The sequence below is a fragment of the Okeania sp. KiyG1 genome (genome assembly GCF_014132355.1).
GTDB lineage: Bacteria > Cyanobacteriota > Cyanobacteriia > Cyanobacteriales > Microcoleaceae > Okeania.
The window spans coordinates 1-24,575 of sequence record NZ_BLZO01000100.1; the positions used below are offsets into that span (position 1 = coordinate 1).

Sequence of the window (24,575 nt, forward strand, 5' to 3'; positions counted from 1 at the left end):
TCTCCATTGTTACCTGTTTTTATTTCAGCCCAATTGTTAGACCGTCAATAGGTTTAGGCTAAATGTTATTATTATTGCTTGTATTTATGTTCTGTTACATAAATTATAGGGACAGCTAGTTACTCGAACCATATATAGTCCTTGTTAAGAGACTACATATACTAATTCAAAACTATAGTGCCACACTATATATAGTGTTTTAACTAACAGAATATACTTGTTGGGAATTAAGCTAAAAAAGTGGCTAAAATTCTGATGAATTAAAAGACATAGTATTTGTCTACTTCAATAAATGAACGGCTTATATAGCACTTCTCTAATTTTATGAGATACAGTTTTAGATCCCCCCTAACCCCCCTTGATAAGCTATCCCTTATAAGGAACTCCTGAAACCCTGTAGATGGGGGATGGGGAGATGGGGAGATGGGGAGATGGGGGGATGATCCGGAAAAATCCTGTCTGCAGTTCTCAAAAAAATGTATTTTCAATACACTTTTCTCCATAACATAACTTGTTTTTTTGTCAAGTATTATGTTAAGAAAGATGTTTATAAAGCATAGCTTGATAAGGGGGAACCAAAAGGGGGGACGCATGAAAGCTCCCCATTTTTAAGGGGATAATGGGGGATCGTAAATGTACTTCATCTTTATGAGAAATGGTATATTCTCAGGTTTTGAGCAGTATCAGTTCTGATTTCCCAACAAGTCTAATGTAAATTTTTCTTATAGACTTCAGACTTGATGAACCATGTACCTGTTCTCAGTGCCGAATTAATCCAAGGTTTGACAATATCTCCAAGAGGTCTTTACTTGGATGCCACAGTAGGATTTGGTGGCCATACTCAGTCAATTCTAGCTACGGCCCCAGATGTTAAAGTAGTAGCTATTGACCAAGATCAACAAGCGATCGCCTATTGTAAAACTTTACTGGCCTCTGAAAACTCCAATATTCAATTTTGGCATGGAAATTTTGCAGAGTATGAGCCAAAAAATCTTAAATTTGATGGTATAATAGCAGACTTGGGTGTAAGCTCGGTGCAATTGGATACCCCAGAACGAGGCTTCAGTTTCCGGCATCAAGCTAAATTAGATATGCGGATGAACCAACAGCAATCTCTGACCGCAGCCGAAATAGTTAATTATTGGGAAGAAGCCAAATTAGCAGATATTTTTTATACCTATGGAGAAGAACGTTTGTCACGACGTATTGCTAGAAAAATAGTAGAACATCGTCCTTTTGAAACAACAACCGAATTGGCAGAAGCGATCGCCCATTGTGTACCTCGCAAATACCGTTATGGTAGAATACATCCCGCTACTCGTGTTTTTCAGGCTCTAAGAATACAAGTAAATCAAGAACTTACTGCCCTAGAAACATTTCTAGACAATGCCCCTAACTGGCTCAAACCAGGAGGTAGAATTGGAATTATTAGTTTTCATAGTTTAGAGGATCGTTTAGTTAAACATAGCTTCAGAAATTCATCTGTTTTGCAAGTATTGACAAAAAAGCCCATTCAAGCCAAAGATAATGAAATAACATTAAACCCACGGGCACGTTCTGCTAAACTTAGATTGGCAGAAAAAATCGGTTAATTAAGTATAAAAATCAATAAGTAATTAACAAGAAAAACTTATAATTAAATTTATTATTGAATAATATTTAATATTAGTAAATGAAACATTTATGGGAATAATCTATATCTAGAACTAAGTATAAAATATACTCAAAATGAGTTTTTCTTGGAAGTTTATGGCCAGAGAAAAAATGAACCCCAAATTCATAAAATTTAACTCAAGGCTATTTATCCTAAATATATTAAGTATATAAATTAATAAATTAGGAAACTCTCAAGGCCAACCGGAGAGTATAAAATTTGAAAAATTGTCTGGGAGTAAGGCATAGCATGAGTCGGGGAGAGGGGAAATTAAAATTGATGGTAGTCGATGACGAACCAGACAACCTAGATTTGTTGTACAGGACGTTTCGGCGAGACTTTAAAGTATACAAAGCAGATAGTGCTTTCAGTGCCATGAAAGTTTTGGAAAATGAAGGAGAAATGGCACTGATTATCTCTGACCAAAGAATGCCAGAAATGAATGGTACAGAGTTTTTAGGCACAACATTAGAAAAATATCCAAATACAGTTAGGATTCTACTTACAGGCTATACAGATGTAGAAGACTTAGTAGAAGCAATTAACTCAGGAAAAGTATTCAAGTATATCACAAAGCCTTGGAATCCAGAAGAACTCAAGGCTGTAGTACAACAAGCTTCAGAAACCTACAAAATTGTCAGCCAAAGCACCAAAGCTCTAACTCGTGCTTTGCGACGAGAGTCTATGTTAAACGAAGTAATGAGTGCCATTAGAGAATCATTGGATTACTCTAGTATGTTATCGACAATCATTCAAACAGTGGGACAGACTTTTGACGCAACAGCAGGTAAGTTATGGCCAGTAGAAGGCGATCGCTTAATGTCTGAACCTTTTTCTTATCAAAACCCTGAAATTACCGAAAATAACTTCCCTTTCACACCAGAACAATTTTTGGAAGTAGCAATAAGTCGTCAAACCCAATTAGAAGAAAGTTCAGGTAAAAGCATCTCTAAATTAATAATCCCCCTGATTTATCAACAAGACTTACTAGCAGTTTTAGCTCTTTATCAACAAGATAGCAGTAAATTTTGGTCTTCAGAAGATATAGAATTGATAGAAAGTGTCCTAGAGCAAGGAGCATTAGCATTATCTCAGGCTAAACTATATCAACGCACCAGAGAACTTGCAGAACAAATGCGTAATGAGCTAGAGGTAGCTCGTCAGATACAGAGCAACCTATTACCTCAAAGTTGGCCAGAATTTGACACATTAAGGATACAAGCTTGCTGCTATCCTGCCAGAGAAGTAGGAGGAGATTTCTTTGAAGTTTATACCCATTCTCAAGGTGACATCTGGTTAGCAGTGGGAGATGTTTCTGGTAAGGGAGTGCCTGCCGCTTTATTCATGGCAAGTGCTATGTCTGTGATGCGACGAGAACTTTCTCAAGAAAATCCCCCAGACCCTTACGAAATAATGCAAAATCTTAATATTGGTCTCTGTGACGACCTGATTAGTAACAATTGTTTCATTACAATGGTTTTGGCTCGTTATACACCAGAAACTCGATTATTAGCTTACGCTAATGCTGGTCATGTATATCCCTTGGTTTGGTCTCAAACTAAACTGCTAAGTGCAGAAAATCAGGACTCTAATCAAGTGCAACCAAATTTTCTCAAGGAACGTGGTATTCCCCTCGGAATATTGCCAAAATGGAAAGGAAAAGCAGGTACTATAGACTTAAATTCAGGAGATGTATTTCTACTGACCAGTGATGGCATAACTGAAGCTACAGTAGTTCAAGAGGCTACTGATAGTGGGAAACAAACTCGTGTAATGCTGCAGCAAGAAGGTTTATGGCAACTTTTAAAACAGCACAAAAGCCAAATAGACCTAAATAGTTTATTAGCTTATATCCGAGCTAATAATCAAGTTCAAGAAGATGACCAAACTATACTATCTCTGGAGGTTCTGTGAATTTATGAAAACCGAGCTTCAGGTGCCAAGCGACTTACGTTTTTTGACGATTGTCGAACAATGGTTATTGAGCAGTTTAGAAGTAGAGCTAGGAGAACATATTGATTGGCCTCGTCAATCCAACCGTTTACGCTTGGTACTGGCAGAAGCTTACTCCAATGTGATTCGTCATGCTCATAAAGACCAACCTAACTTACCAGTATTAATACGCTTAGAAGCCAAAGACGGTGGTATTGCTTTGGAAATTTGGGACTATGGTAAAGGTTATAGTATGGGAGAGTATGACCCACCAACACCAGAAGCTAAACAAGAAAGTGGTTATGGATGGTTGATTATGAATAGATTAATGGATCGTGTAGATTATACATTGCAGATAGATGGTAGAAACTGCCTAAAATTACAGGCAAATATACCAGAAAAAGTACAATAAAGTACTTGTTTAACTATTAATTATTTTATATTTTAATCAAGATAAAAATATTGCTGATGAAAGTTAAGATTAACGTAAGCATTTCTTGCGGAATGCTTACACATTAACTACTTTCCCTGGATTAGATTTATCGGAATTACAAGCTAAATAATGCAACGAAATAGACGGAAGTTGTCAGGCTTTCTCTTTGATAAAGATAAATTTGTGGAGATTGGTCATTTCAGTTATCAGTTATCAGTTAGCCTCCTCCGGAGGAACTGCGTTAACAGTTATCAGTACCTCTCTGTGCCTGTTTGCGCAGTATGACAAAGGTCAAGTAAAGTGAATTGAAATATTGAACTTGATTTTCTCTTGGTCTCATGGATATGGCTCCGAAACCCGCTCTTATCAGAGCCACTCCGAATTGCGCCATCCCACCCTACGGGAAGCTCCGAAGATCGACCGCTGTCTTGGTTGATTGGATATGGCGAGGAGACCTCGCCATCCCTCAACCGCTTTTTCATCCCCTTGTAGAGCGGTAGCTCGCGGCTCCGCCAAGGGGAGGATTGAGACCTGATTTTTTGGTCAAAATACCTCTATAAAATTAAATCTGTTATCAATATTTATTGATTTATTGACTTTAATTATTGTAAATTTTGATTTTTTTCCTCTTTTTGATACATTTATCCTTAACTTTGTGTCCTATTTCCTCTTCCCTGTTCCATAAGTGTGACAATATTTTATCTAATTGGTATTACACAACTGAAAAAAGATTGTGATAACTATTATATATACGATCTATCTGATAAGTTTTGTTAAGTTTAGTTGCATCTAACTATACTCTACCGCAAGATCAAAATAAGGTTTATTTAGATATAATTAAAATATATATATTAGGCTTGTTATATGAATATGTTTTTTCCTTTAGCTCCTCGTTATCGTCTAGATGATGAATCTCCTTGGCTAGAAAGAATTGATCCCACTCGTAATTATTGGATTCATATCAATGGAGAAAAAACACTAACGGCAGCAATTCCTGGTTTTACAGTGTCTTCTACAGATGAATTTAAACAAAATATATTTCAATTTCGCGACCTAGAACCAGGGGCACATATAAAAATTGAGAGAGCTTCCGAAACTTGTTATATTTACTGTATTAGTCAAAACTGCTATGCAGTCGAATGCTATTTTAATAAATCCCTAGTATGGCATCTATTTGACAAAGAAACTTTAGAAAGTTTATTAATGACAAGTCATCCAGACTGGAAGTGTGCTTCTAATAATATAGAACTAGGACAAAAAATGTTAGCTTGTTCAATGCAAGTATCATAAACCTTAGACTTGTCGCTTTATAACTTAAAAAATCCCCAAAAACCTTGTTCTATAAGGATTGTAGCTATTGCCGACTAAAATACCTTGGAATGATTGCTCTGTCTAGGTTGGAGCGATTTTTTCCCTCTATTTAGCGACAACTCTCTTGTACATAAATATAGTCTTATGCACAGGACTTACGCAAAATACTAGGTAATACACCATCTGTAGGGGCGATTTCCGTTTGTCATGCTCCTAATTACGCGAATCGCCGGGCGAATGCTAGAGGGCGAATGCCATTCGCTAGATATAGAGGTTCTGCGTAAGTCCTGATGTAGTTAAATATAGGTAGTTAAATATAGTTTGTCGATTGGATATCGCGAGGGACCTCGCCATCCCTCGACCGCTTTTTCATCCCCTTGTAGAGCGGTAGCTCGCGGCTCCGCCAAGGGGAGGCTATTGACCTGATTTTTTGGTCAAAAAAGAGGAGAATAAAAAGTAGCTCCCTTTTGTCTTTGACCATGGGATAGAGGAGCCAGTGCGCCCTTGCAGGTCTCCTGACTTAAAGCAACTGGCGTAGTGTTGTAGTGCCTCCTTTGGAGGAGCTTGACCTTTGTCATGCTACGCAAACACTAACACCCAGTCAGGGTAACACCTACAAAATAAACAGGACTTACGCACATACACTAAATTCAGTGAGGGCGAATGCCATTTGCTAACGCAAAGCTCCGAATTGCGCCCCTACATATGGTGTTTTCAAGGTTGATTTGCGTAAGTCCTGATCAAGATATGTCTTATTTGACTATATTTTTATGAACTATCTGCTATATAACCGGTACATAACCGGATTCTATATTACAAATCTAGCTAGTATTATTGACACTCCACGGACTAAAGTCGCGTGGATTCTTCAGAGGAGCTTTCTATCGGGTTCAAACCACGATTTTCACATTGCTCGTTTACGAAGTATGCCTTCAGGCAAAACAACCACATTGCCAGTACCGTACCGTAGTACGTATACAGCAGCAGTCCACTAGGCGGTGCCAATTGCCACTACTCTCTCCGGCTAAAAAGCCATTGAGGCTACTTTTAAGTTATTAATTGATAATAACACATTTTTTTGACTACGGGTTAAAACCCGTCGAGTCGCTTCCATCCACCGCTTAAAAGACAGTGGTTTCCCACTTACCGAATTTTTATGATGAAATCTGTACTTAGCATAAGTCAAATCAAACAGAAAGCCCTAGAAGTAGGATTTCACAAGGTTGGGATAGCTTCAGTAAATGAGTTAAATTCAGACAGAGAAAGATTGCAGAGATGGTTGAACAAAGGTTATCAAGCAGACTTAAGATGGATGGCTAACCCCAAGCGTCAAAATTTGAAACTTGTGATGCCAGAGGTCGAATCTATTATTTGTGTTGCTCTCAACTATTACACGCCACATCAACATTCTGAAAATTCTGAAATAGGTAAAATTTCTCGCTATGGGTGGGGTCGGGATTATCATAAAGTCATGCACAAAAAGTTAAAAGCTCTTAATAACTGGTTGCAAGAGCAAGAAAAGGAAATTTTAACCAGGTATTATGCGGATACAGGTCCAGTTCCAGAAAAGCCATTGGCACAACAAGCTGGTTTGGGTTGGATAGCAAAAAATGGTAATTTAATTACTAGAGAATATGGTTCATGGGTCTTTTTGGGGGAAGTGCTAACTAACCTAGAGTTGACAAGCGATCGCCCTCACGCTCAACATTGTGGTAGTTGTACTCGTTGTCTGGAAGCTTGTCCGACTAATGCGATCGTAGAACCTTTTGTTGTTGATGCCAATCTTTGTATTGCTTATCATACAATAGAAAATAGGAATCCTGAACTACCCGAACATATAAAATCAAATTTGAAAGGGTGGGTCGCGGGTTGTGATATTTGTCAGGATGTTTGTCCTTGGAATGAACGATTTGCCCAAAAGACAAACATTGATGATTTTCAACCTTATCCTGGTAATGTAACCCCTAAGTTAACAGAACTAGCAGAGATATCTGAACAAGATTGGGATAAGCAGTTTCCAGCTTCCGCGCTACGACGTATTAAGCCAGAAATGCTGCGACGAAATGCTCGTGCTAATCTTGAATGAAGTCAAAGTCAAAGTTATCCACTTCCATAGATTAGGTTTATTGATTTATAGTAGTCGCAGGAAAGGTGAGGACATATCAAAAGCATAAAACTGAGACAACGCCAGATTTTTCCTTCTGCTTTCTGCTATACATTATCGAGTCATAGTTAGGGTTTGCGCTCATAAAGTCTGTTGGTAGGGGTAGGAGACAGGAGACAGGAGACAACTCACTCCTAACCCCTCCGGTGGAGGAGAAATGGAAATTAATTAGGAGGTAGTCGTAAAAATTTTCCCAAGATTGTTCTGCCATAATCATCCCAAAATACTAGCTTTTTGAGCTTGAGCGACCGAAAAGCTTGCACTTTTTTCGATCCTTTAAAGGCACTTACCAATATCAGTCAATGCTTTGATATTAGATCGGTAAGCCCTAATTATTAATTATTAATTATTAATTATTAATTGTTTACAAACAGTCTCTAATGATAGAATCAGAAAGCAATTAGTAATTGTTATATAATAATGATAAAAACTGTTATTTTTGATTTTGATGGTACATTAGCAGATACTTTCGATCTAATTTTTGCAATTACAAATGATTTATCAGTTGAATTTGGATATAAACAAGCTAAGAAGGAAGAAATTCTAGAAATCGAAAAATTAAGCCCTCTACAAGTTATTAATCAGTCAGGAATATCTATTTTTAAAGTGCCTTTTTTATTAAGAAGAATTAGAGCAGAGTTTCAAAAAGAAATTAACAATGTCAGTTTGTTTTATGGTATTAACGAAGTTTTATTAGCATTGAAACAGCATGGTTATAAACTGGGAATAATTACTTCTAATAGTTACAAAAATGTCGAGTTTGTCTTGGAAAAATATGATTTATTAATATTTGATTTTTAATTTCAGGCGCGACTCTTTTGGCAAAGATAAGATTATTAAAAATATCTAAAACCGAGAATATTCAACCAGAAGAGATCGTTTATATCGGAGATGAAGCTAGAGATATTAGTGCTTCCAAAAAAGCTAAAGTAAAAGTAATAGCCGTGACTTGGGGATTTAATTCTAGAGAAGTATTATCGGATTATCAGCCAGATGCTTTAGTCGATAAACCAGAAGAATTAATGGCAGTAATTAATAACTTTTGAATCAAGTAAAAACATAGATGAATAGTTAAAATTTTAAGCTTACTTAATTTACTTCAATATCTAGTAGTCTTATGCCAAATATAGCCCATTTTTGCTAAATTTGCTTCAGAGTAGAGAGTAGGCTTCTACTGAATAATACCATTAGACATCTCCAGAAAAGAGGGAGTAGGGAGTAGGGAGTAGGGAGTAGGGGGAAAGAATTGATAATTTCTGTGGGATAATTGATTTGATTTTTTATTATTGGAGATGTCTATTTTGAAAAAGAATGTGTTTGAATAATAAATGTGATAGAACTGCGTTCCGCTCACGCGACCGTGCATACTTTGCAAGAGATGTCCCTTTGACAAAAAAGATAATTTATGCTCTAAAAACTGGCATTAAAGCCATTAATTATGTACGTTGGCCTACTGACCAAAAAATAGGGTCTCAAGCCTCCCCTTGGCTGCACCACGAGCTACCGCTCTACAAGGGGATGAAAAAGCGGTCGTAGCGGAGCTTCCCGTAGGGTGGGATGGTGAGGTCCCCTCGCCATATCCATGAGACCAAGAGAAAATCAAGTTCAATATTTCAATTCACTTTACTTTCCTAGGTCATGCTGCGCAAACAGGCAGAGAGAGGTACTGATAACTGATAACTGATAACTGATAACTGAAATGACGACTCCCCTAGACACTGCTAGCCCACAGGTTTTATTATATTGGCCATAGCATACTACTGTAATATCATGTCCGGATAATAGCGATTTGGAAAAAACTTTCTCCTCTTCTTCCCTCTTTATTTGCTCCTGACTCCTGTGCGGGCGTTAGCGGCAGCTCTGCGTTAGAAAATGCCATTCGCCCCTACTGAGGACTGACTCCTCCTTTATTATTTATAACTATTATTATTTATAACTATTTAACCGGACATGAGATAAGAACCGCAACATTGATTGGTATTCATTCTGGCACTCCCTGACAGAAGAGTGCGGGTCTTCTAGCAACTTTAAGATCAAAATTTAATCAAGTAATGTCACAAAAGATAAGTCAAGCATAAATCAAGAAAAACTATAGATATAGATGACTGTATTGGATGTCATCATCATCCTATTAGACATAAATTTTCTACCTCCTTTTTGTAGCATAATTTTTGATAATTAGTATGTATAATGATATGTACAATTAAGCTATCCAACTTCTGCTGGTAAAATGCTATGGATATTACTCAAAATTCTGTGACAACTCCCACATCTCCCACAAAAATTTTAATTATTGAAGATGAACTTATTGTCGCGGAAAATATTGCTAGAAACCTTCGTAAATTAGGATATGAAGTAGTTGGAATTGTAGACTCTGGCGAAGAAGCAATTCAAACTGCAACAAAAGAAAATCCTAATTTAGTACTAATGGATATTATGCTTCAAGGAGATTTGGATGGCATTGAAGCTGCTGGGCATATTCGTTCTCAATTAAAAATACCTGTTGTTTATATGACTGCTTATGCAGATGATGATACGTTAGGGCGGGCAAAGTTAACCGAACCTTATGGATATCTAGTTAAGCCATTTAAACCTCAATCATTAAAAACTACAATTGAGATTGCCCTTCAGAAATATCAAGGGGAACAAGCTATAGAGTCACAGTACATTAAGCAAATTGAAACTGTAAAATCTCAACTTAATAAATTAACTAATCAAGAAAATCCAAGTCTTTTAAGTAATCGGCTTTTATTATCAGATAAATTCGCTCAAATTATTAGTAATGCCGCAAATTCAAAAACACAATCTTCTGAAAAAGAACAAGATTTTGTACAAAGTATTTCTGTGATTTATTTAGGTATAAATCGCTTCAAGCGCATTGATGATTTAGGATATGATTGGAGCGATCTATTGATTAGAAATATAACTGAAAGAATTAATAAGTTTATTAGTAAAAATAGCGTGATAGCTCGCTTAAATACAGATGAATTCGTGATTATTCTAGAATCACTTCATCAGAAGGTAGAAATTACAGGTATAATTCAAAAAATTCTACAGCAATTTGTCGAACCTTATGTGTTAAAGCAACAAAAGTTTTTGATTAGTGCTAATGCTGGAATTGCTCTTTATCCTATTGATGGAAAACAACTGGGGCAATTACTTTTAAAAGCTAGAAAAGCGATGGAATATGCCAGAAGAAAGGGCAATAATCAATATTATTTTGATAATGAAGTAGGTAAAGATCAAAGTAGCCAGACTTTGCAGTTAGAGAATGATTTACATTCGGCACTATCAAGTAAACAATTTAAGATTTACTACCAAGCAATAATTAATTTAAAAACAGGCAAAATTGTAGGTGCTGAAGCTCTACTGCGCTGGCAAAAATCTGATGGCTCTATAATATTACCAAGACAATTTTTACCCCTAGCAGAAGAAACAGGATTAATTGAACCTATAGGTGAATTTGTGTTGAAGACTGCTTGTGAAAATGTTAAAGCTTTGCAAGATATTGGGTTAGGAAAAATACGAGTAGGAGTCAACATATCTGCTCGCCAGTTAAATCAATTAGATTTACGTCACAAATTAGTTAAAGTTCTTTTAAATAGCGGTCTAGCTCCTAATTACGTCGAGTTAGATTTTAATGAAAGTATTTTGATTACAAATGAAATTAAGGCTATACGGAGTTTACATGGTTTAAAAAGTTTAGGTATTCAAATTTCTATAGATGATTTCGGTACAGGTTATTCTTCCTTAAGTTATCTGCAAAAGTTCCCTATTGATAGTATAAAAATCAATCAAAATTTTATTAGTAAAATAAACAGTAATCCTACTAACCAAGTTATTGTCTCAGCAATTATTTTGATGGCTCACAAATTAAAGATACGAGTTATTGCTGAAGGAGTTGAGACTGAAGAAGAGTTGGCTTTTTTAGTGAAAAATCAGTGTGATGAACTTCAAGGTTATGTATTTCATCGTCCCTTACCTCTGGTAGAATTTGCATCCTTAGCAGAGTCTTTAGCTAGTTGTCCTCAAATGATTAATGATTGGATACAGGGAAAAGGAAAAAGAAAAGGAAAATGAAATAATGTATCTATTAGTTATTAGTTTTATCTTTTGAAATAGGGATTATCTCCCAGTTATGTGCTTCTAGAATGGGTGCAATATCTATAACTGCTCGCTGCCGTAAAGCAATAGCTTGTTTAATCTGACAAAGTCCTTCTAACTGAGTTTTATCCATAGAAGTAGCTCTACTAATAGTTTCATTATTTTTGCAATATAAATATCCAGTAGCTTGATTACCAATACCTCGAAGTTTAAGATGGTACAGTTTTATATCTCGATAAAGAAAGTGATTTGGAGTAACAATAATTTGCATTTTGCTCATTAACCATAGAAGTTATACTTTAGTTATTCTAGAAAATCTCAAATAAATAAACATGGGTAGAGTTTGAGGATTTTTATTTTAAGGAGAGGTAATTTCAGTTATCAGTTATCAGTTAGCCTCCTGTGGTCGGAGCTACGCTAACAGTTATCAGTACCTCTGCAATAAGGAGGCTTGAAATACGGAATATGCTCTTTTTTTTATCCCCTTAATAAAGCTATGCTTTATAAACATCTTTCTTAACATAGAACGCGGACATTAGTGAGAAGTTATGTGTAAGTCATTTGAGAGAATTTTTCCTCAGAAAAGTGTATTGAAAAATATGTTTTTTGAATATTCTTACTCCCCATCCTCTCATCAAGGTTTCAGGAGTTCCTTATAAGGGATAGTTAATAAAGGGAGCCTTTAGACCACAATTTTTTGGTAGTTATTAATTGTTGAAAATTGACTTAAGCTCTGGCTAAATATTCAATCAAGTTAGTTATTTTTTTGTCAACTTAATCTAACTAAATATCAAGTTTTTTTGTGATTTAAAGTAGAACGAATTTGTTGTATCAAATTTTCTTTGTCTTTTTATTATTCAATACTTGCATTTGCAATTCAGAAATATCTGTATTTTTTTCCTCAAACTTTTCTTTATAGTTATTGACTATATTTATATCTCGATCCAGATTTTCTTGAGAAATATCAGTAACTTTGCTAAATTCTGTAACATCAGACGAATTTACTTCCGATCGCTCCAAGTCTGGTTGTTGAACTAATTTTTCTAACTCATCTAATGTTGCTTCAGAACGTTGATTATTTTCTACTAGAGACTTAGCAATTTGCTTACCAGTTTCAGCTAAGTTGTTAAGTTCAGAAATTTTCATCATTAAGTTATTAGCTACTAAATTCATTTGACTACCTGCTTGTGAAGTTTCATTCACCAATTTTCCAATCTCATTAGTAATATGACTAAAACCACTAAGTTCAGAACCTGAATGACTAGCAACAATAGCAGCTTGTATTGCCAAATGTTTTGCTTGCTTACTAACTATTTCAATTTGATGGGATGCAGAGTTAATTAGTTTTAGTTCATTGGTAAACAAGTGGCCAATATTGACAATTTCGTCCATCTTTTTGTTAATTTTTTGTACTCCTTCAAATGTTGCATAAAATGCTTTTTTTCCTTCCTGAGAAATAAAAGCAGTAATTTCCTTCAATCTGTGGTTCAGGTCATTAATTTGTTCCGATTGACTAATTATGTCATTTTGCTGTATTTCTAATAACTTGTGTCTAATTAAAATTTCTTGTTTTTGCGATCGTAATGCTGTGGTATTTTGTTGGAGTTTTTGCTGTTTATATTTGAGCTGAATCAAATAATTTTTAGCATAACTTTTGTGGCGAGATAATTCATCATTTACTTCTTTAAGTAGATGGGATTGAGCCAAGATTAAAGTTTGAAAATTCAGTAAAAAATAAGTAGAAAAGCCAAGATTGTTTTTGTTTAAAAATTGAATTACGAGGGGGTCATAAACATTTTCTTCAGAACGATTTAGTGCTATTTGTACAGCTAAATTAATTTTTTCTTCAGCAAGTAATACCAAACAGTTATCTAAATATTTAGTTGGAGTTGCTTTTAAAAAATATTGAATAGGACGTTTGATAAATAGTTCTCTTCCATAAGGAGAACTCATTTGTTCGTGAAAGTAGCGTCGAGAAATCATGCCAAAAAACTTTTCATCAGAAGCAACTATAACTCCAGGTAAGTCAGGTTGTTCATTAAAGTGATATTCAACTAATTCTAGGGAAGTCATCGGACTTACTTGAAAATCAGTCAGTGGTAATTCTGTGAGGGTAGATTCAGAATTTAGCTTTAGTAGATTAATAATAGATTCTAGAGTGTTTGCCATGATAAAAATCCATTTAATTTATGAAATAGCTTCGGAAAAATCTAGAGTAGTTTAATTATTATAATTTAGGTTCATTTATTGTATAAATAGCAATCTTATTTAAGTTGTAATATTTTGGTGGTAGTTACTCCTCAGGTAGGAGACCCATCGGTAGGGCGACGTACAGAATTTACTCATGTTTTCAGTTCAAATTAACTATTATAAAAATTGTCACAAACCTTTGCGAGGATTGCTATATAGTAGTCGAAGGAAAAGTTAGGATATATCAAAATCTTAAAATTTAGACAAAGCCAGATTTTTCGCTCTTTCTGCCCTTTTTCCTTACTTCCTTCTGCTATAACTGCTATGTGTTGTAGTTGAAAACGATCGAACTAAGTAGTCAAGCAATATTAATTGTATACTTGATGGTCAGCTTAAATAGGTAAGAAAAAATACAGCATATTCGGTTATATATGAAGTAAAGATATGAACAATTCTATGTTCCCAGTAGAGGTATCTTACCCACTATGGGTGTACCTCACCCCTGTTCATTAATTGATAATTGATAATGGATAATTGATAATTACCTCTGGTTAAAACCGCTCTTGATTGAATATAAGGAAATATTATTTCTTCTCTTGGTCGATTGGATATGGCGAGGAGACCGCTCTTATCAGAGCCGCTCCGCTTTTAGCGCAGCTTTGCGATAGCAAACGCCATCCCTCGACCGCTTTTTCCCCTTAAAAGGGGAGGCTTTAAACTAGAATTATTTAATTATTAATTATTAATTATTCGGTAAAACCTGCTGTATGTTTAGATTGATATCTTGTGCACAAAAGTATATTAGAGATAGGCGTGAGAATTAAACATAAAATCAATTCTTATCCATAAATTATCAATTATTTCTCCCATATCCGATGCTCTCTGTTTCCTCTTTTGGAGGAGATGTATATTTTTTATGCGCTACTCCCTACTCCCTACTCCCTACTTCCTACTGACAAATGTTAAATTAATTTTGCACAGATACTTATCTACATTATGAACTATCTAGCTCATTTATTTTTAGCTAAAAATACTCCGGAATCACAAATAGGAAATTTATTAGGTGATTTTGTCAAAGGGTATCTAGAACAATATGAAACTATTTATAGCCATGAAATTATTCAAGGAATCAAAACTCATCGTCAAGTTGATTGCTTTACTGATACTCATCCAATATATTTGAGAAGTAAAAATCGTATTAGTAATAGTCATAGACGTTTAGCAGGAATAATTATTGATATTTGTTACGACCATTTTTTAGCTAATCACTGGAATTTATTTGCTCATGAAAACTTAGATATATTTGTGCAAAAAATATATATTATTTTGCAGAAAAATCAGGAAATTTTACCAGAGAGATTACAAAAATATTACCGAAAATCATATCTGATAATTGGCTTAGTTCCTACAAAAGTTTATCAGGGATTAACTTGACTTTTGTCCGTTTATCTAAACGTTTGAAGAGAGAAAATAATCTTGCTACTGCGGGAAATGAGCTGATTAAAAATTATACTGAAATTGAGTCAGATTTTTTGATTTTTTTCCAGAAGTTATTAATTATGTAAAAAATTGTCTAATATCAAATCTGGTTGAACAGCCTCACTATAGCAATTCTATTTAAGTTGTAATATTTTGATGGCAGCTAAGAGTTAGGAGTCAGGAGTCAGGAGTCAGGAGTCAGGAGTCATAATTTTAAAGGTTTTCAGTTCAAATTAACTATTATAAAAATTTTTATAACCCATTTAGAGTATAAATTGAACTTGTTATCTATATTTTTAAAACTGGGTTTAAGACTACTACTATTCAGTTATAAGTTAATTGTTTCTAATACAATTTTGAAAAAGAATGTGTTCAAATAATCAGCGCGATATAACTCAGTTCCGCTAACGCAACCAAAATACTTTACCGAATAATTAAGGTTTAAAACCTCTCCTTTAAAGGAGAAACAAGCGGTCGAGGGATGGCGTTTGCTATCGCAAAGCTGCGCTAAAAGCGGAGCGGCTCTGATAAGAGCGGTCTCCTCGCCATATCCAATCGACCAAGAGAGAAAAAATTTTCCTTTGAGTCAATCCTTTTCTTTTCAAGGATAGGTAATAATTAATAATTAATAATTAATAATTAATAATGAATAATGAATAATTAATTATTAATTGTTGAAAGGAGATATCCCTTTGACAAAAAAGAAAATTTCCGACGTGACATACTCCCACACTATAGCACCAGCTTAGTGTAAGCTCTCTCGTTTCCCTGCCCTGCCATTGCATCGGGCAAGCGCGTGCTTTAAGGACGTCTGGGCCCTACCGCCCTATTTTTTAGCTAATTCATTGTCGTCAGAGAATATTTATAACCCTATATTTTTTTGATATCCTGTGCTTCCCACCCTCCCCACATTCCCCTCCTGGGAGGGGTTAGGGTGGGTCCCCACACTCCCCACCCCCTGCTTTTTTCTCTGGTGACAATAAATTGACCCTGGGGCTTAGGGGTGGGTTGACTCCTAATAAATAGCCTAGTCATTTGTAGCAAACATTTATCAAATTGGCATAACTCCAGTTGATAGGAAAAATTGAACCGGAACCCAACTAATACCCATTGAAATTCTATATTTCCTGGGATAGTTTTCCCATCTCTAGTTCCTTGGCCACCTATTGAGGGGATACAATTTAAATACCGAATCACTTACTGATAACTGATTCAAAAATTCTCCTTTTATTTATCTTTTCTGTAGTGGGTTTAATACCCCACCGTCATTTCAGTTATCAGTTATCAGTTATCAGTTATCAGTACCTATCTCTGCCAGAAGTAAAGTGAATTGAAATATTGAATTTGATTTTTTTTCATCCCCTTGTAAAGCGGTAGCTCGCGGCGCAACCAAGGGGAGGCTATTGACCTTATTTTTGGTCAAAGGGGGTGGTGAAAATTGTTTGGAGTTATAAGACACGAAGTGGCCGGTCATTGACTATCCATAAGCAATTTTGCCTTCTGCCTTCTTCAATAATAGTTTATATTCAAGTGTCACTAACATTATTTGTTACTATCTCTATAGGCTGTATATCTTTAGATAAAGGTTTAATCTTATCTGGACTAAAATTTAGACTAGAAAACAAAGGTAAAATTTCCTTACTAAAAGCCTCGGCAGCTTTGGAGCGGTAACGATTAGGATTATAAATAACCGATAATACTCTATTAACAACTATCTGATCTATTTTAGCCGTAGTCAAAACTCCAATTTGTAACTCCTTCTCAATAGCTGAAACAGAAACAAAAGCTACCCCCAAACCAGATTGAACAGCATTCTTAATTGCCTCAATTGAATTTAATTCCATCTCCACTTTCAGACGACGAGTATCAATACCACTACGAGATAATACCTGGTCAATGACCTTACGAATAGTAGATTGAGAGTCTAGAGTAATAAAATTTAAGTGATACAAATCATCTTTTTGAATAGTTTCCTTTTCTGCCAAAGAATGAGAAACAGGCAAAATTAAAGCCAACTCATCCTCAGCATAAGGTATAACCTCCAAAGACTCCTGTAACTCTGGAGGAACTTCACCCCCAACAATAGCTAAATCTATTTGTCCATTAGCCACACTCCAAGCAGTACGACGAGTAGAATGAACGTGTAACTGCACAGCCACATCAGGATATTTTTGCCTAAACATCCCTATCATTCGGGGTAGTAAATAAGTACCAGTAGTTTGAGAAGCACCCACAATTAAAGTACCACCCTGAAGGTTTTGTAAATCCTCAATAGCTCGGCAAGTCTCTTGACACAAAGATAATATCTTCTCACCGTAAGTAAGTAGCAAATGACCAGCTTCAGTTAATTGTGCCCGGCGGCCACCCCGGTCGAATAAAGGTACATTCAACTGTCGCTCTAAATTTTGTACCTGCAAACTAACCGCTGGTTGAGAAACAAACAAACTATCGGCAGCTCGTTTAAAACTACCTTCAGCAGCGATCGCCTTGAGAATGCGTAATTGGTCTAGGGTGAAAGGAAGCTCAGACATATTGTTTTGTTAAAGGAAAAAAAAATTGAGGGAGTTAACGCCCAAAGGGTTAGCAAATGGGCCAATTGCTTAATGGTATTTGATTTGACTCGGTAGGTCTTTCCAGAGCAAGTAGAGAGTAGAGAGTGGAAAAGTTTTAACAAGTTTGAATTTACAGTGTTTTAGCGAAGCTCAAATCCCCTACTTCCCCTCCACGGTCGGGGTTAGGGGTTGGTTAACTTCTGACTGTGGTGAAGTGTGTCTTACATTCTGAGGGGACCTCAGAATTACACACTCGCTTCTGACTTCTGACTTCTGACTTCGTTAACTCCATACCCCACATCTTCTGTTGTTATTTAATCAAGCTCTGATTGTCCTGTTTAGATTACAGCACTTTTGAGGAAGCGTGAGGTACAGTTATAAAACTATTTATTTCTCTATCCCCTGTTCCCTGTTCCCTGTTCCCTGTTCCCTGTTCCCTAAAGCAATAAACTTTGTACCTCATCAACTAGATAACTGCTATAAACTGAATCAGGGACAAAAGTCCTTAAGACAGAGGTTGAGAGTTGAAGACCTTTAATTTCCAAATTCCTCAGCTAGGGAATAAATAATTTATTAGGGGCGTTGCTGAATTGAAGTATGAATGCGCGATTGTTTGGTTCTGGTCAAGCCCCCTAAATCCCCCAAGTTTGGGGGACTTTTAGAGTTTTATTCCCCCCAAAATTGGCTTGCTCGGGGGGCTTGCATCATACCCAGAATCAGCAACGCCAATAATTTATTGGAAAAATCAAATTCCACACTCACCGCATTTCCTTCCCCATTTCAGGGGTTGGCATTACGTCCCTTCAGCATACTGCTGGACGATTACTCCAAAAGTTAACTTTTATTATCAATTTCCCATAGTGCTCATGTCTCATGATTGGTTAACCCCTAGCCATTTAATTATGTTGGGGTTACTGCTAAGTTTTGCGATCGCTCATAGTGGTTTAGCGGCCCTCCGGCCGTGGGCCGAAACCAAAATTGGTCCTAGACCCTATCGCATTTTATTTGCTTTAGTCAGTTTGCCACTAGCAGTAGTCCTAGTTATTTACTTTTTCAACCACCGTTATGATGGGCTGCAGTTGTGGCAACTGCAAGGTGTCCCAATAATTAAGCCTATAGTTTGGATACTATCAGCAATTTCATTTATCTTTCTCTATCCCTCTACATTCAATCTTTTAGAAATTGCTGCAATTCAAAAACCCCAAGTCCATCTCTATGAAACAGGGATCATTCGGATTACCCGCCATCCGCAAATGGTAGGCCAAGTAATTTGGTGTATTGCCCATACTCTTTGGTTAGGGACAAGTTTTACCCTTGTGACATCTTTTGGCCTCATACTCCATCATTTGTTCGGTGTATGGCATGGGGATCGACGACTTCAACAGCGTTTTGGTGAATCTTTTGAAAAGTTAAAATTTCGCACATCTGTTATGCCTTTTGTCGCTATTATTCAAGGACGTCAAACTCTACAGTTACAGGAGTTTCTCCGATGGGCATATCTAGGAGTAGCTATTTTTATTTTCTTACTTTGGCAAGCTCATCCACTACTCATCCGTGCAACTGGGAGCGTAGACTGGTAGCATGATCCCATGGATATAAAAATTTAATTAATGTCACATAGAGAAGCCATGCTTTTGTCAATTAACGAAAAAACTTTTAAAAAAGAGGTGTTAGATGCCTCTAACCCGGTTTTAGTAAATTTTTGGGCACCGTGGTGTGGCCTGTGTCATATGATTGTCCCCCAATTAATTCAATTTCAATCTGAGTGGAATGGCCACTTAAAGCTGGTGGGAGTTAATGCTGACGAAAGTTTAAAGCTTGCTAGTAAATATCAACTCAGAACTTTGCCTACCTTGATTTTATTTGAAAATGGCCAAATAGTGAATCGAGTGGATCATTTTCAGGTACGGGAAGATTTTCTACGGACATTGGATGCTTTTATGACCAGTTACCAAAAAACTCGTCTAACTCGACTTTTGGAACCTCAGTTAATGGGATGAAGAGGGTGTTGGGTAATAATTAATAATTAATAATTAATAATTAATAATTGAAAATTCCTTGCACCAGTCTCTTAATACCTAGCATTTTTGGAGTTTGAGTTTAGCGAAGATAAAACGCTAATTGTACTGTTGCTGAGTCTTAAATAAAGAGGTTAAAACTAGAATTGAAGGGAATAATAATTTCCTTTGGAGCTAGTTTTAGCCTCTTTCAGTTTTTAAGTATTCAGCTATTATTCAACAATTAATAATTAATAATTAATAATTAATAATTGAACTACAATCTGCTGTATAGCACTTAGTTCAGTCATCAGCTTTTTAATTTTTATCTCACTGTTTAATTTGAGAGAGTTGGTTATTGTATTTTATCAGTATAAAAATATATCCATTATGATTCAAAATAATCAAAATTTCAGCAAATTATTAGTCATAATCTTGGTTAAATTATCAATATTTTCCAGTTTGAATATTCCTGAAGTAGCAATATTTTATGAAATTGGTATTAGAGATTAAAAATAATCAATTCAAAAAACTACACAAATTATTAATTGAACCCATCGCAGATATTCTACCCACTAATGCCGAAGCATCAGTAATATTCATACCTCAAAAAGAGTTATTTTTAGTTCCCTTTGTTGCCTTAATGGATGAGGGAGAAAAATACTGACTGAGTTCTGACTTCTGGGTGAGGGTAGGAGGACCAAGTCATTCCTCAGAAGTCAGGAGAGATGGGAATTATAGAGGAGGTAGGAGGAAGAATAGTCCCTTGATTTTTCTGCGCAACTATGCGCCTAAAATGCTAATTTTTTGAACCATTACGACCTAAAAGCTTGGACTTTTTTCAACTAAAAAATGCTAAAACCTTTATATGTCAATGCTTTTAGATTTAATCAGCAAACCCTAACTATCTAATTATACCGATGCTACCAGATTTGATATAAATTGGGCCAAAACGCTACATATATCAATTTAATATAGTAAAACTCTACATATAGCGTTGAGAAACATTAAATGTAAATATTTGTAAATAATTAGTTTTTGTAGCAACAGTTACAGAATTATTAGTTAATATAAATAAGTAAGGGAAAAAACTTCCTAAACATGAGTTAAATAATCAGGGGAGAAAATCTAAATATGTTCACTGAACCTCAAGCACGCTCTTTAATGGTACGTCACCACCACCTAGTAAAAAATCGTCAACAGTCAATGCTAAACAGAGTAGCTGTAGAAGTGGGCTTAGAAAATAGTAACTATTGGAGCCACATTCAAGGAAAAGTACAGCCTAGCTTTAGGAAAAATTATGAGCGCGGTAATGCTTCGATGAGCTAATTTATTTTCGGCGTTGCTGAATTGAAGTATGAATGCGCGATTGTTTGCTTCTGCTCAAGCCCCCTAAATCCCCCAAAATTGGGGGACTTTTAGAGTTTTACTCCCCCCAAAATTGGGGGGTTAGGGGTGGCAAAATCATACCCAGAATCAGCAACGCCTTATTTTCTTTCTTGCCATCTTCATTAATCTTTAACAAACAACAATTAATCAAACAGGAGAATGAAAAATATGCCAGTAGAAAATCAAGCTCGTGCTTTAATGATGCGTCATCACAACCTAGTGAAAAACCGTCAACAGTCAATGCTCAACCGCACCGCCACAGAAGTCGGTGTAGAAGCAGATGATTACTGGGGAAATATTCAAGGAAAACCATATCCTAGTTTTGTTACTACTTATGACCGTAGTCATGCTTCCATGAGTTAAAGTGAAAATCAAAACTTAGCAACAGGAGAATGAAAAATATGTCAGTAGAAAATCAAGCACGCTCTTTAATGAACCGTCATCACAACCTAGTGAAAAACCGTCAACAGTCAATGCTCAACCGCGTCGCCACAGAAGTGGGCGTGGAAGCAGATGATTACTGGGGAAATATTCAAGGAAAACCACATCCTAGTTTTGTCACTACTTATGACCGTAGTCATGCTTCCATGAGTTAGAGTGAAAATCAAAACTTAGCCACAGGAGAATGAAAAATATGTCAGTAGAAAATCAAGCTCGTGCTTTAATGATGCGTCATCATAACCTGATTAAAAATCGTCAACAGTCAATGCTGAACCGCACCGCAACAGAAGTGGGTGTGGAAGCAGATAATTACTGGGGAAATATTCAAGGAAAACCACATCCTAGTTTTGTCATTACTTATGACCGTAGTCATGCTTCCATGAGTTAGAAATATCTCCTCAAAATCAAAAACTGAATAATGTCGTTTACCTAAAAGTCGCAGTTTTCCTACCTGAGATATCCATCAAAGGAAGTTGCGACTGATTTTTTGATCTTCAAATGAAAATATAGATTTTTGATGAAGTTTAATCCGTAATACCCCCCAAATCATTTATAATTTCCAGTCAGCACAATTATCAAATAAAGGAAAGCAAAATGTCAGACTGGCAAGTAATTACTGGTGGGGTAACAGCTCCTAAAGGATATCGAGCAACAGGAGTTACTGCGGGGTTTAAACCCTCCGGGGCACCAGACTTGGCCTTGATTTTGTCAGATGTAGACTCGATCGCAGCTGGAGTCTTCACGACAAATCAAGTACGAGCTGCTTGTGTGGACTACTGTCGGCAACAGCTAGAAGCTAAACCAAGTGCTAGGGCAATTTTGTGTAATTCTGGACAAGCAAATGCTGGTACTGGAAGTTTAGGTTTGCAGGATGCTGTGGAAAGTGCGGAAGTATTGGCTAAAGCACTCAATATTTCTCCAGAGTCAATATTACTAGCTTCTACAGGAGTTATTGGCAAACGAATTAAAATGGATGCTCTCAAAGCAGCAATTCCCGAGTTAGTCTCTACAGTTTCTACGGAAGGGGGAGAAGCGGCAGCTAAAGCTATTGTCACTACAGACTTAGCCACAAAATCAATTGCTCTGGAAACTAAAATGGGCGATCGCCCGGTGCGTATTGGTGGCATTGCTAAAGGTTCTGGCATGATCCATCCGAATATGGCAACGATGCTGTCATTTGTAACTTGTGATGCAGCAGTTTCTCCTCCATTATGGCAAGAGATGTTAACAAGAGCAGTTAATCGTAGTTTTAATCAAATTACTGTTGATGGGGATACGAGTACCAATGATACAGTAATTGCTTTGGCAAATGGTCAATCTCGCACCTCTGCTATTACTAATGTGGGGGCGGAGGCGGAAAAGTTGGAAGCGATGTTGACAGAGGTTTGTGTCTATTTGGCGAAGGCGGTAGCTCGTGATGGAGAAGGAGCAACTTGTCTGATGGAAGTTCAGGTTACAGGAACATCTGATGAAGCATCTGCTAATCAAATTGCTAAGACTATTGCAGGATCTTCTCTGGTAAAATCAGCTATTTTTGGTCGCGACCCCAATTGGGGAAGAATTGCCGGAGCTGCTGGTCGCGCTGGAGTTAAGTTTGAGCAGGAGCAGTTACAGATAAAGTTGGGAGACTTTTTGATGATGGAAAACGGTCAACCTTTAGATTTTGACCGAGCTGCTGCTAGCGAGTATTTGAAGCAGAGAGCAGCGGGAGAATATTTGAAGGATGATACTGTGTTAATTTCTGTCAAAGTTGGGGATGGTGTTGGTAGTGGGAAAGCTTGGGGATGTGACCTGAGTTATGATTATGTGAAAATTAACGCTGAGTACACTACCTAATAATTAGGGTTTGCTGAAAAAGTCTTTTTGCCGGGGTAGGAGACAGGAGACAGGAGACAACCCACCCCTAACCCCTCCCAGGAGGGGAAGACAGGAGAAACGGGAATGAGTGAGGAGGTAGGAGTAAGAATTGTAAGAATGATTTTTCTGCCCAACTATGCGCCTAAAATATTGACTTTTTGAGCGTTTTATATCATGTCCGGATAATAGCGTGATAAAAAAACTTTCTCTTTCTTCTTCTTTCTACCCTCCTGACTCCTGTCTCCTGACTCCTGACTCCTTCGTCGTTTATTTATAACTGTTCAACCGGACATGATATTAGACGTGATACCAGGCACTTTTTAAAGGCCCCAAGAAGGCACTTATCTTTATCTGTCAATGCTTTTAGATTTAATCAGCAAGCCCTAATTAATATTATTGCTGAAAAAATATTAGGGGGATGCGATGGCTTTTTCAGTTATTTTTGAGAAGCGATCGCATCCTAATTTTATCTATTCCTAGCTAATTTTTTTTGCTGCTAAGTTGGGAGCTTGAGAAAAATAATTAATCAAGTTTTGAATGTTATTAATATTATTAGTCCAAATTCCAATTTCTTCATGGCAGTTATCAGCATTGCCTGGTTTTGAACAGAGAATATTGGCACTTGTCACCACAGCAAATTTATCATCGCAAACCCAAATTTTGGCATGAGTGCCTATTAGTTTCAGTTGAAAATGTTCGGGGTATAATTGCTTAAGTTTTTGTAATTCACTCATAGCATCGTATTTCCAAATATTGGCAGGATTTAATTGCCAACAACCATTACCAGGAATAATAATATTACCAATATCTTGTTGCCATCCCCAATTAATCTGTATTTTAACTTTGCGGTTAAGGGTATTTTTAAATTCTTGAATCAGATTATTATCGAGGCTATAACGAGTTAGCCAAGGGCAAACAATAATAATTTTTTCTTGTGCTTGGCGGAGGGTTTTTAGGAGTAAATAACGATGTTGATGTTTGCCTTGGATGAGTTCTTGACAGTTAAAAGGGTCGATATTTTCCCAGTGGGAATTAGTGGTTATAAACATTTGGATATTTCCTATTTATTTAA

Annotated in this window: 21 protein-coding genes and 1 pseudogene; 18 read left to right on the forward strand and 4 right to left on the reverse strand. The window is 36.4% G+C overall.

What is annotated here, in order from left to right; translation table 11 throughout:
* Nucleotides 1-740 precede the first annotated feature (740 nt).
* The 9 genes from rsmH to SAGCYANO_RS24290 all read left to right on the forward strand — a co-directional run bounded on the left by rsmH (nt 741) and on the right by SAGCYANO_RS24290 (nt 11,574).
* A complete protein-coding gene (gene rsmH / locus SAGCYANO_RS24255; RefSeq protein ID WP_202222428.1) occupies nt 741-1,592 on the forward strand; it encodes a 16S rRNA (cytosine(1402)-N(4))-methyltransferase RsmH in 852 nt (283 codons plus the stop codon).
* Nucleotides 1,593-1,903: 311 nt separating this feature from the next.
* Nucleotides 1,904-3,568, forward strand: a complete 1,665-nt coding sequence (locus tag SAGCYANO_RS24260) for a SpoIIE family protein phosphatase (RefSeq protein ID WP_202222449.1) — start codon at nt 1,904-1,906, stop codon at nt 3,566-3,568.
* A gap of 4 nt (nt 3,569-3,572) precedes the next feature.
* On the forward strand, nt 3,573-3,998 hold the full coding sequence (locus SAGCYANO_RS24265) for an anti-sigma regulatory factor (protein ID WP_202222429.1): 426 nt from the start codon (nt 3,573-3,575) through the stop codon (nt 3,996-3,998).
* An 885-nt stretch (nt 3,999-4,883) separates the two neighbouring features.
* Entirely contained in the window at nt 4,884-5,309 is a 426-nt protein-coding gene (locus SAGCYANO_RS24270) for a hypothetical protein (protein WP_202222430.1), read from the forward strand.
* Nucleotides 5,310-6,489: 1,180 nt separating this feature from the next.
* A complete protein-coding gene (queG, locus tag SAGCYANO_RS24275) occupies nt 6,490-7,416 on the forward strand; it encodes a tRNA epoxyqueuosine(34) reductase QueG (RefSeq protein ID WP_202222450.1) in 927 nt (308 codons plus the stop codon).
* A 498-nt stretch (nt 7,417-7,914) separates the two neighbouring features.
* On the forward strand, nt 7,915-8,295 hold the full coding sequence (locus SAGCYANO_RS24280) for an HAD hydrolase-like protein (RefSeq protein ID WP_255502686.1): 381 nt from the start codon (nt 7,915-7,917) through the stop codon (nt 8,293-8,295).
* Nucleotides 8,296-8,312: 17 nt separating this feature from the next.
* Complete coding sequence (locus tag SAGCYANO_RS47990) at nt 8,313-8,540, forward strand: HAD family hydrolase (RefSeq protein ID WP_255502687.1); 228 nt, start codon at nt 8,313-8,315, stop codon at nt 8,538-8,540.
* Nucleotides 8,541-8,880: 340 nt separating this feature from the next.
* Nucleotides 8,881-9,030 carry a hypothetical protein gene (locus tag SAGCYANO_RS24285; protein ID WP_202222431.1) on the forward strand — a complete coding sequence of 50 codons (150 nt, stop codon included), beginning with the start codon at nt 8,881-8,883 and terminating at the stop codon, nt 9,028-9,030.
* A gap of 699 nt (nt 9,031-9,729) precedes the next feature.
* The gene (locus tag SAGCYANO_RS24290) at nt 9,730-11,574 is read left to right on the forward strand and encodes an EAL domain-containing protein (RefSeq protein ID WP_202222432.1); all 1,845 of its coding nucleotides are present in this window, start codon (nt 9,730-9,732) and stop codon (nt 11,572-11,574) included.
* Between the two features lie 13 nt (nt 11,575-11,587).
* Here SAGCYANO_RS24290 and SAGCYANO_RS24295 read toward each other — a convergent pair whose 3' ends face one another.
* Together SAGCYANO_RS24295 and SAGCYANO_RS24300 are read right to left on the reverse strand one after the other, a co-directional pair.
* Nucleotides 11,588-11,869 carry a hypothetical protein gene (locus SAGCYANO_RS24295; protein WP_237396634.1) on the reverse strand — a complete coding sequence of 94 codons (282 nt, stop codon included), beginning with the start codon at nt 11,867-11,869 and terminating at the stop codon, nt 11,588-11,590.
* 560 nt (nt 11,870-12,429) lie between these two features.
* Complete coding sequence (locus tag SAGCYANO_RS24300; RefSeq protein WP_202222434.1) at nt 12,430-13,767, reverse strand: hypothetical protein; 1,338 nt, start codon at nt 13,765-13,767, stop codon at nt 12,430-12,432.
* 1,017 nt (nt 13,768-14,784) lie between these two features.
* On the opposite strand from SAGCYANO_RS24300, the pseudogene SAGCYANO_RS24305 reads away from it, so the two are divergent.
* Nucleotides 14,785-15,353 (forward strand): annotated as a pseudogene (locus SAGCYANO_RS24305) (ACP phosphodiesterase).
* A gap of 1,440 nt (nt 15,354-16,793) precedes the next feature.
* Here the strand turns inward: SAGCYANO_RS24305 and SAGCYANO_RS24310 are convergent.
* Nucleotides 16,794-17,798 carry a LysR family transcriptional regulator gene (locus SAGCYANO_RS24310; RefSeq protein ID WP_202222435.1) on the reverse strand — a complete coding sequence of 335 codons (1,005 nt, stop codon included), beginning with the start codon at nt 17,796-17,798 and terminating at the stop codon, nt 16,794-16,796.
* An 887-nt stretch (nt 17,799-18,685) separates the two neighbouring features.
* On the opposite strand from SAGCYANO_RS24310, the gene SAGCYANO_RS24315 reads away from it, so the two are divergent.
* The 8 genes from SAGCYANO_RS24315 (at nt 18,686) to argJ (ending at nt 23,482) form a co-directional block, all read left to right on the forward strand.
* Nucleotides 18,686-19,399, forward strand: a complete 714-nt coding sequence (locus SAGCYANO_RS24315) for an NnrU family protein (RefSeq protein WP_202222436.1) — start codon at nt 18,686-18,688, stop codon at nt 19,397-19,399.
* A gap of 48 nt (nt 19,400-19,447) precedes the next feature.
* On the forward strand, nt 19,448-19,819 hold the full coding sequence (locus SAGCYANO_RS24320) for a co-chaperone YbbN (protein WP_202222451.1): 372 nt from the start codon (nt 19,448-19,450) through the stop codon (nt 19,817-19,819).
* 487 nt (nt 19,820-20,306) lie between these two features.
* A complete protein-coding gene (locus SAGCYANO_RS24325; RefSeq protein ID WP_202222437.1) occupies nt 20,307-20,483 on the forward strand; it encodes a hypothetical protein in 177 nt (58 codons plus the stop codon).
* Between the two features lie 467 nt (nt 20,484-20,950).
* Nucleotides 20,951-21,145: a hypothetical protein gene (locus SAGCYANO_RS24330; protein WP_202222438.1), complete on the forward strand. Its 195-nt coding sequence runs from the start codon at nt 20,951-20,953 to the stop codon at nt 21,143-21,145.
* 228 nt (nt 21,146-21,373) lie between these two features.
* Entirely contained in the window at nt 21,374-21,568 is a 195-nt protein-coding gene (locus SAGCYANO_RS24335; protein WP_202222439.1) for a hypothetical protein, read from the forward strand.
* 38 nt (nt 21,569-21,606) lie between these two features.
* Entirely contained in the window at nt 21,607-21,801 is a 195-nt protein-coding gene (locus SAGCYANO_RS24340) for a hypothetical protein (protein WP_202222440.1), read from the forward strand.
* A 38-nt stretch (nt 21,802-21,839) separates the two neighbouring features.
* On the forward strand, nt 21,840-22,034 hold the full coding sequence (locus SAGCYANO_RS24345; protein ID WP_202222441.1) for a hypothetical protein: 195 nt from the start codon (nt 21,840-21,842) through the stop codon (nt 22,032-22,034).
* 206 nt (nt 22,035-22,240) lie between these two features.
* Nucleotides 22,241-23,482, forward strand: coding sequence for a bifunctional ornithine acetyltransferase/N-acetylglutamate synthase (gene argJ, locus SAGCYANO_RS24350; RefSeq protein WP_202222442.1), 1,242 nt, complete (start codon nt 22,241-22,243; stop codon nt 23,480-23,482).
* Between the two features lie 497 nt (nt 23,483-23,979).
* On the opposite strand, the gene SAGCYANO_RS24355 is transcribed toward argJ, so the two are convergent.
* Nucleotides 23,980-24,552 (reverse strand): phospholipase D-like domain-containing protein, encoded by a 573-nt coding sequence (locus tag SAGCYANO_RS24355; protein WP_202222443.1) that lies wholly within the window; start codon nt 24,550-24,552, stop codon nt 23,980-23,982.
* Nucleotides 24,553-24,575 lie beyond the last annotated feature (23 nt).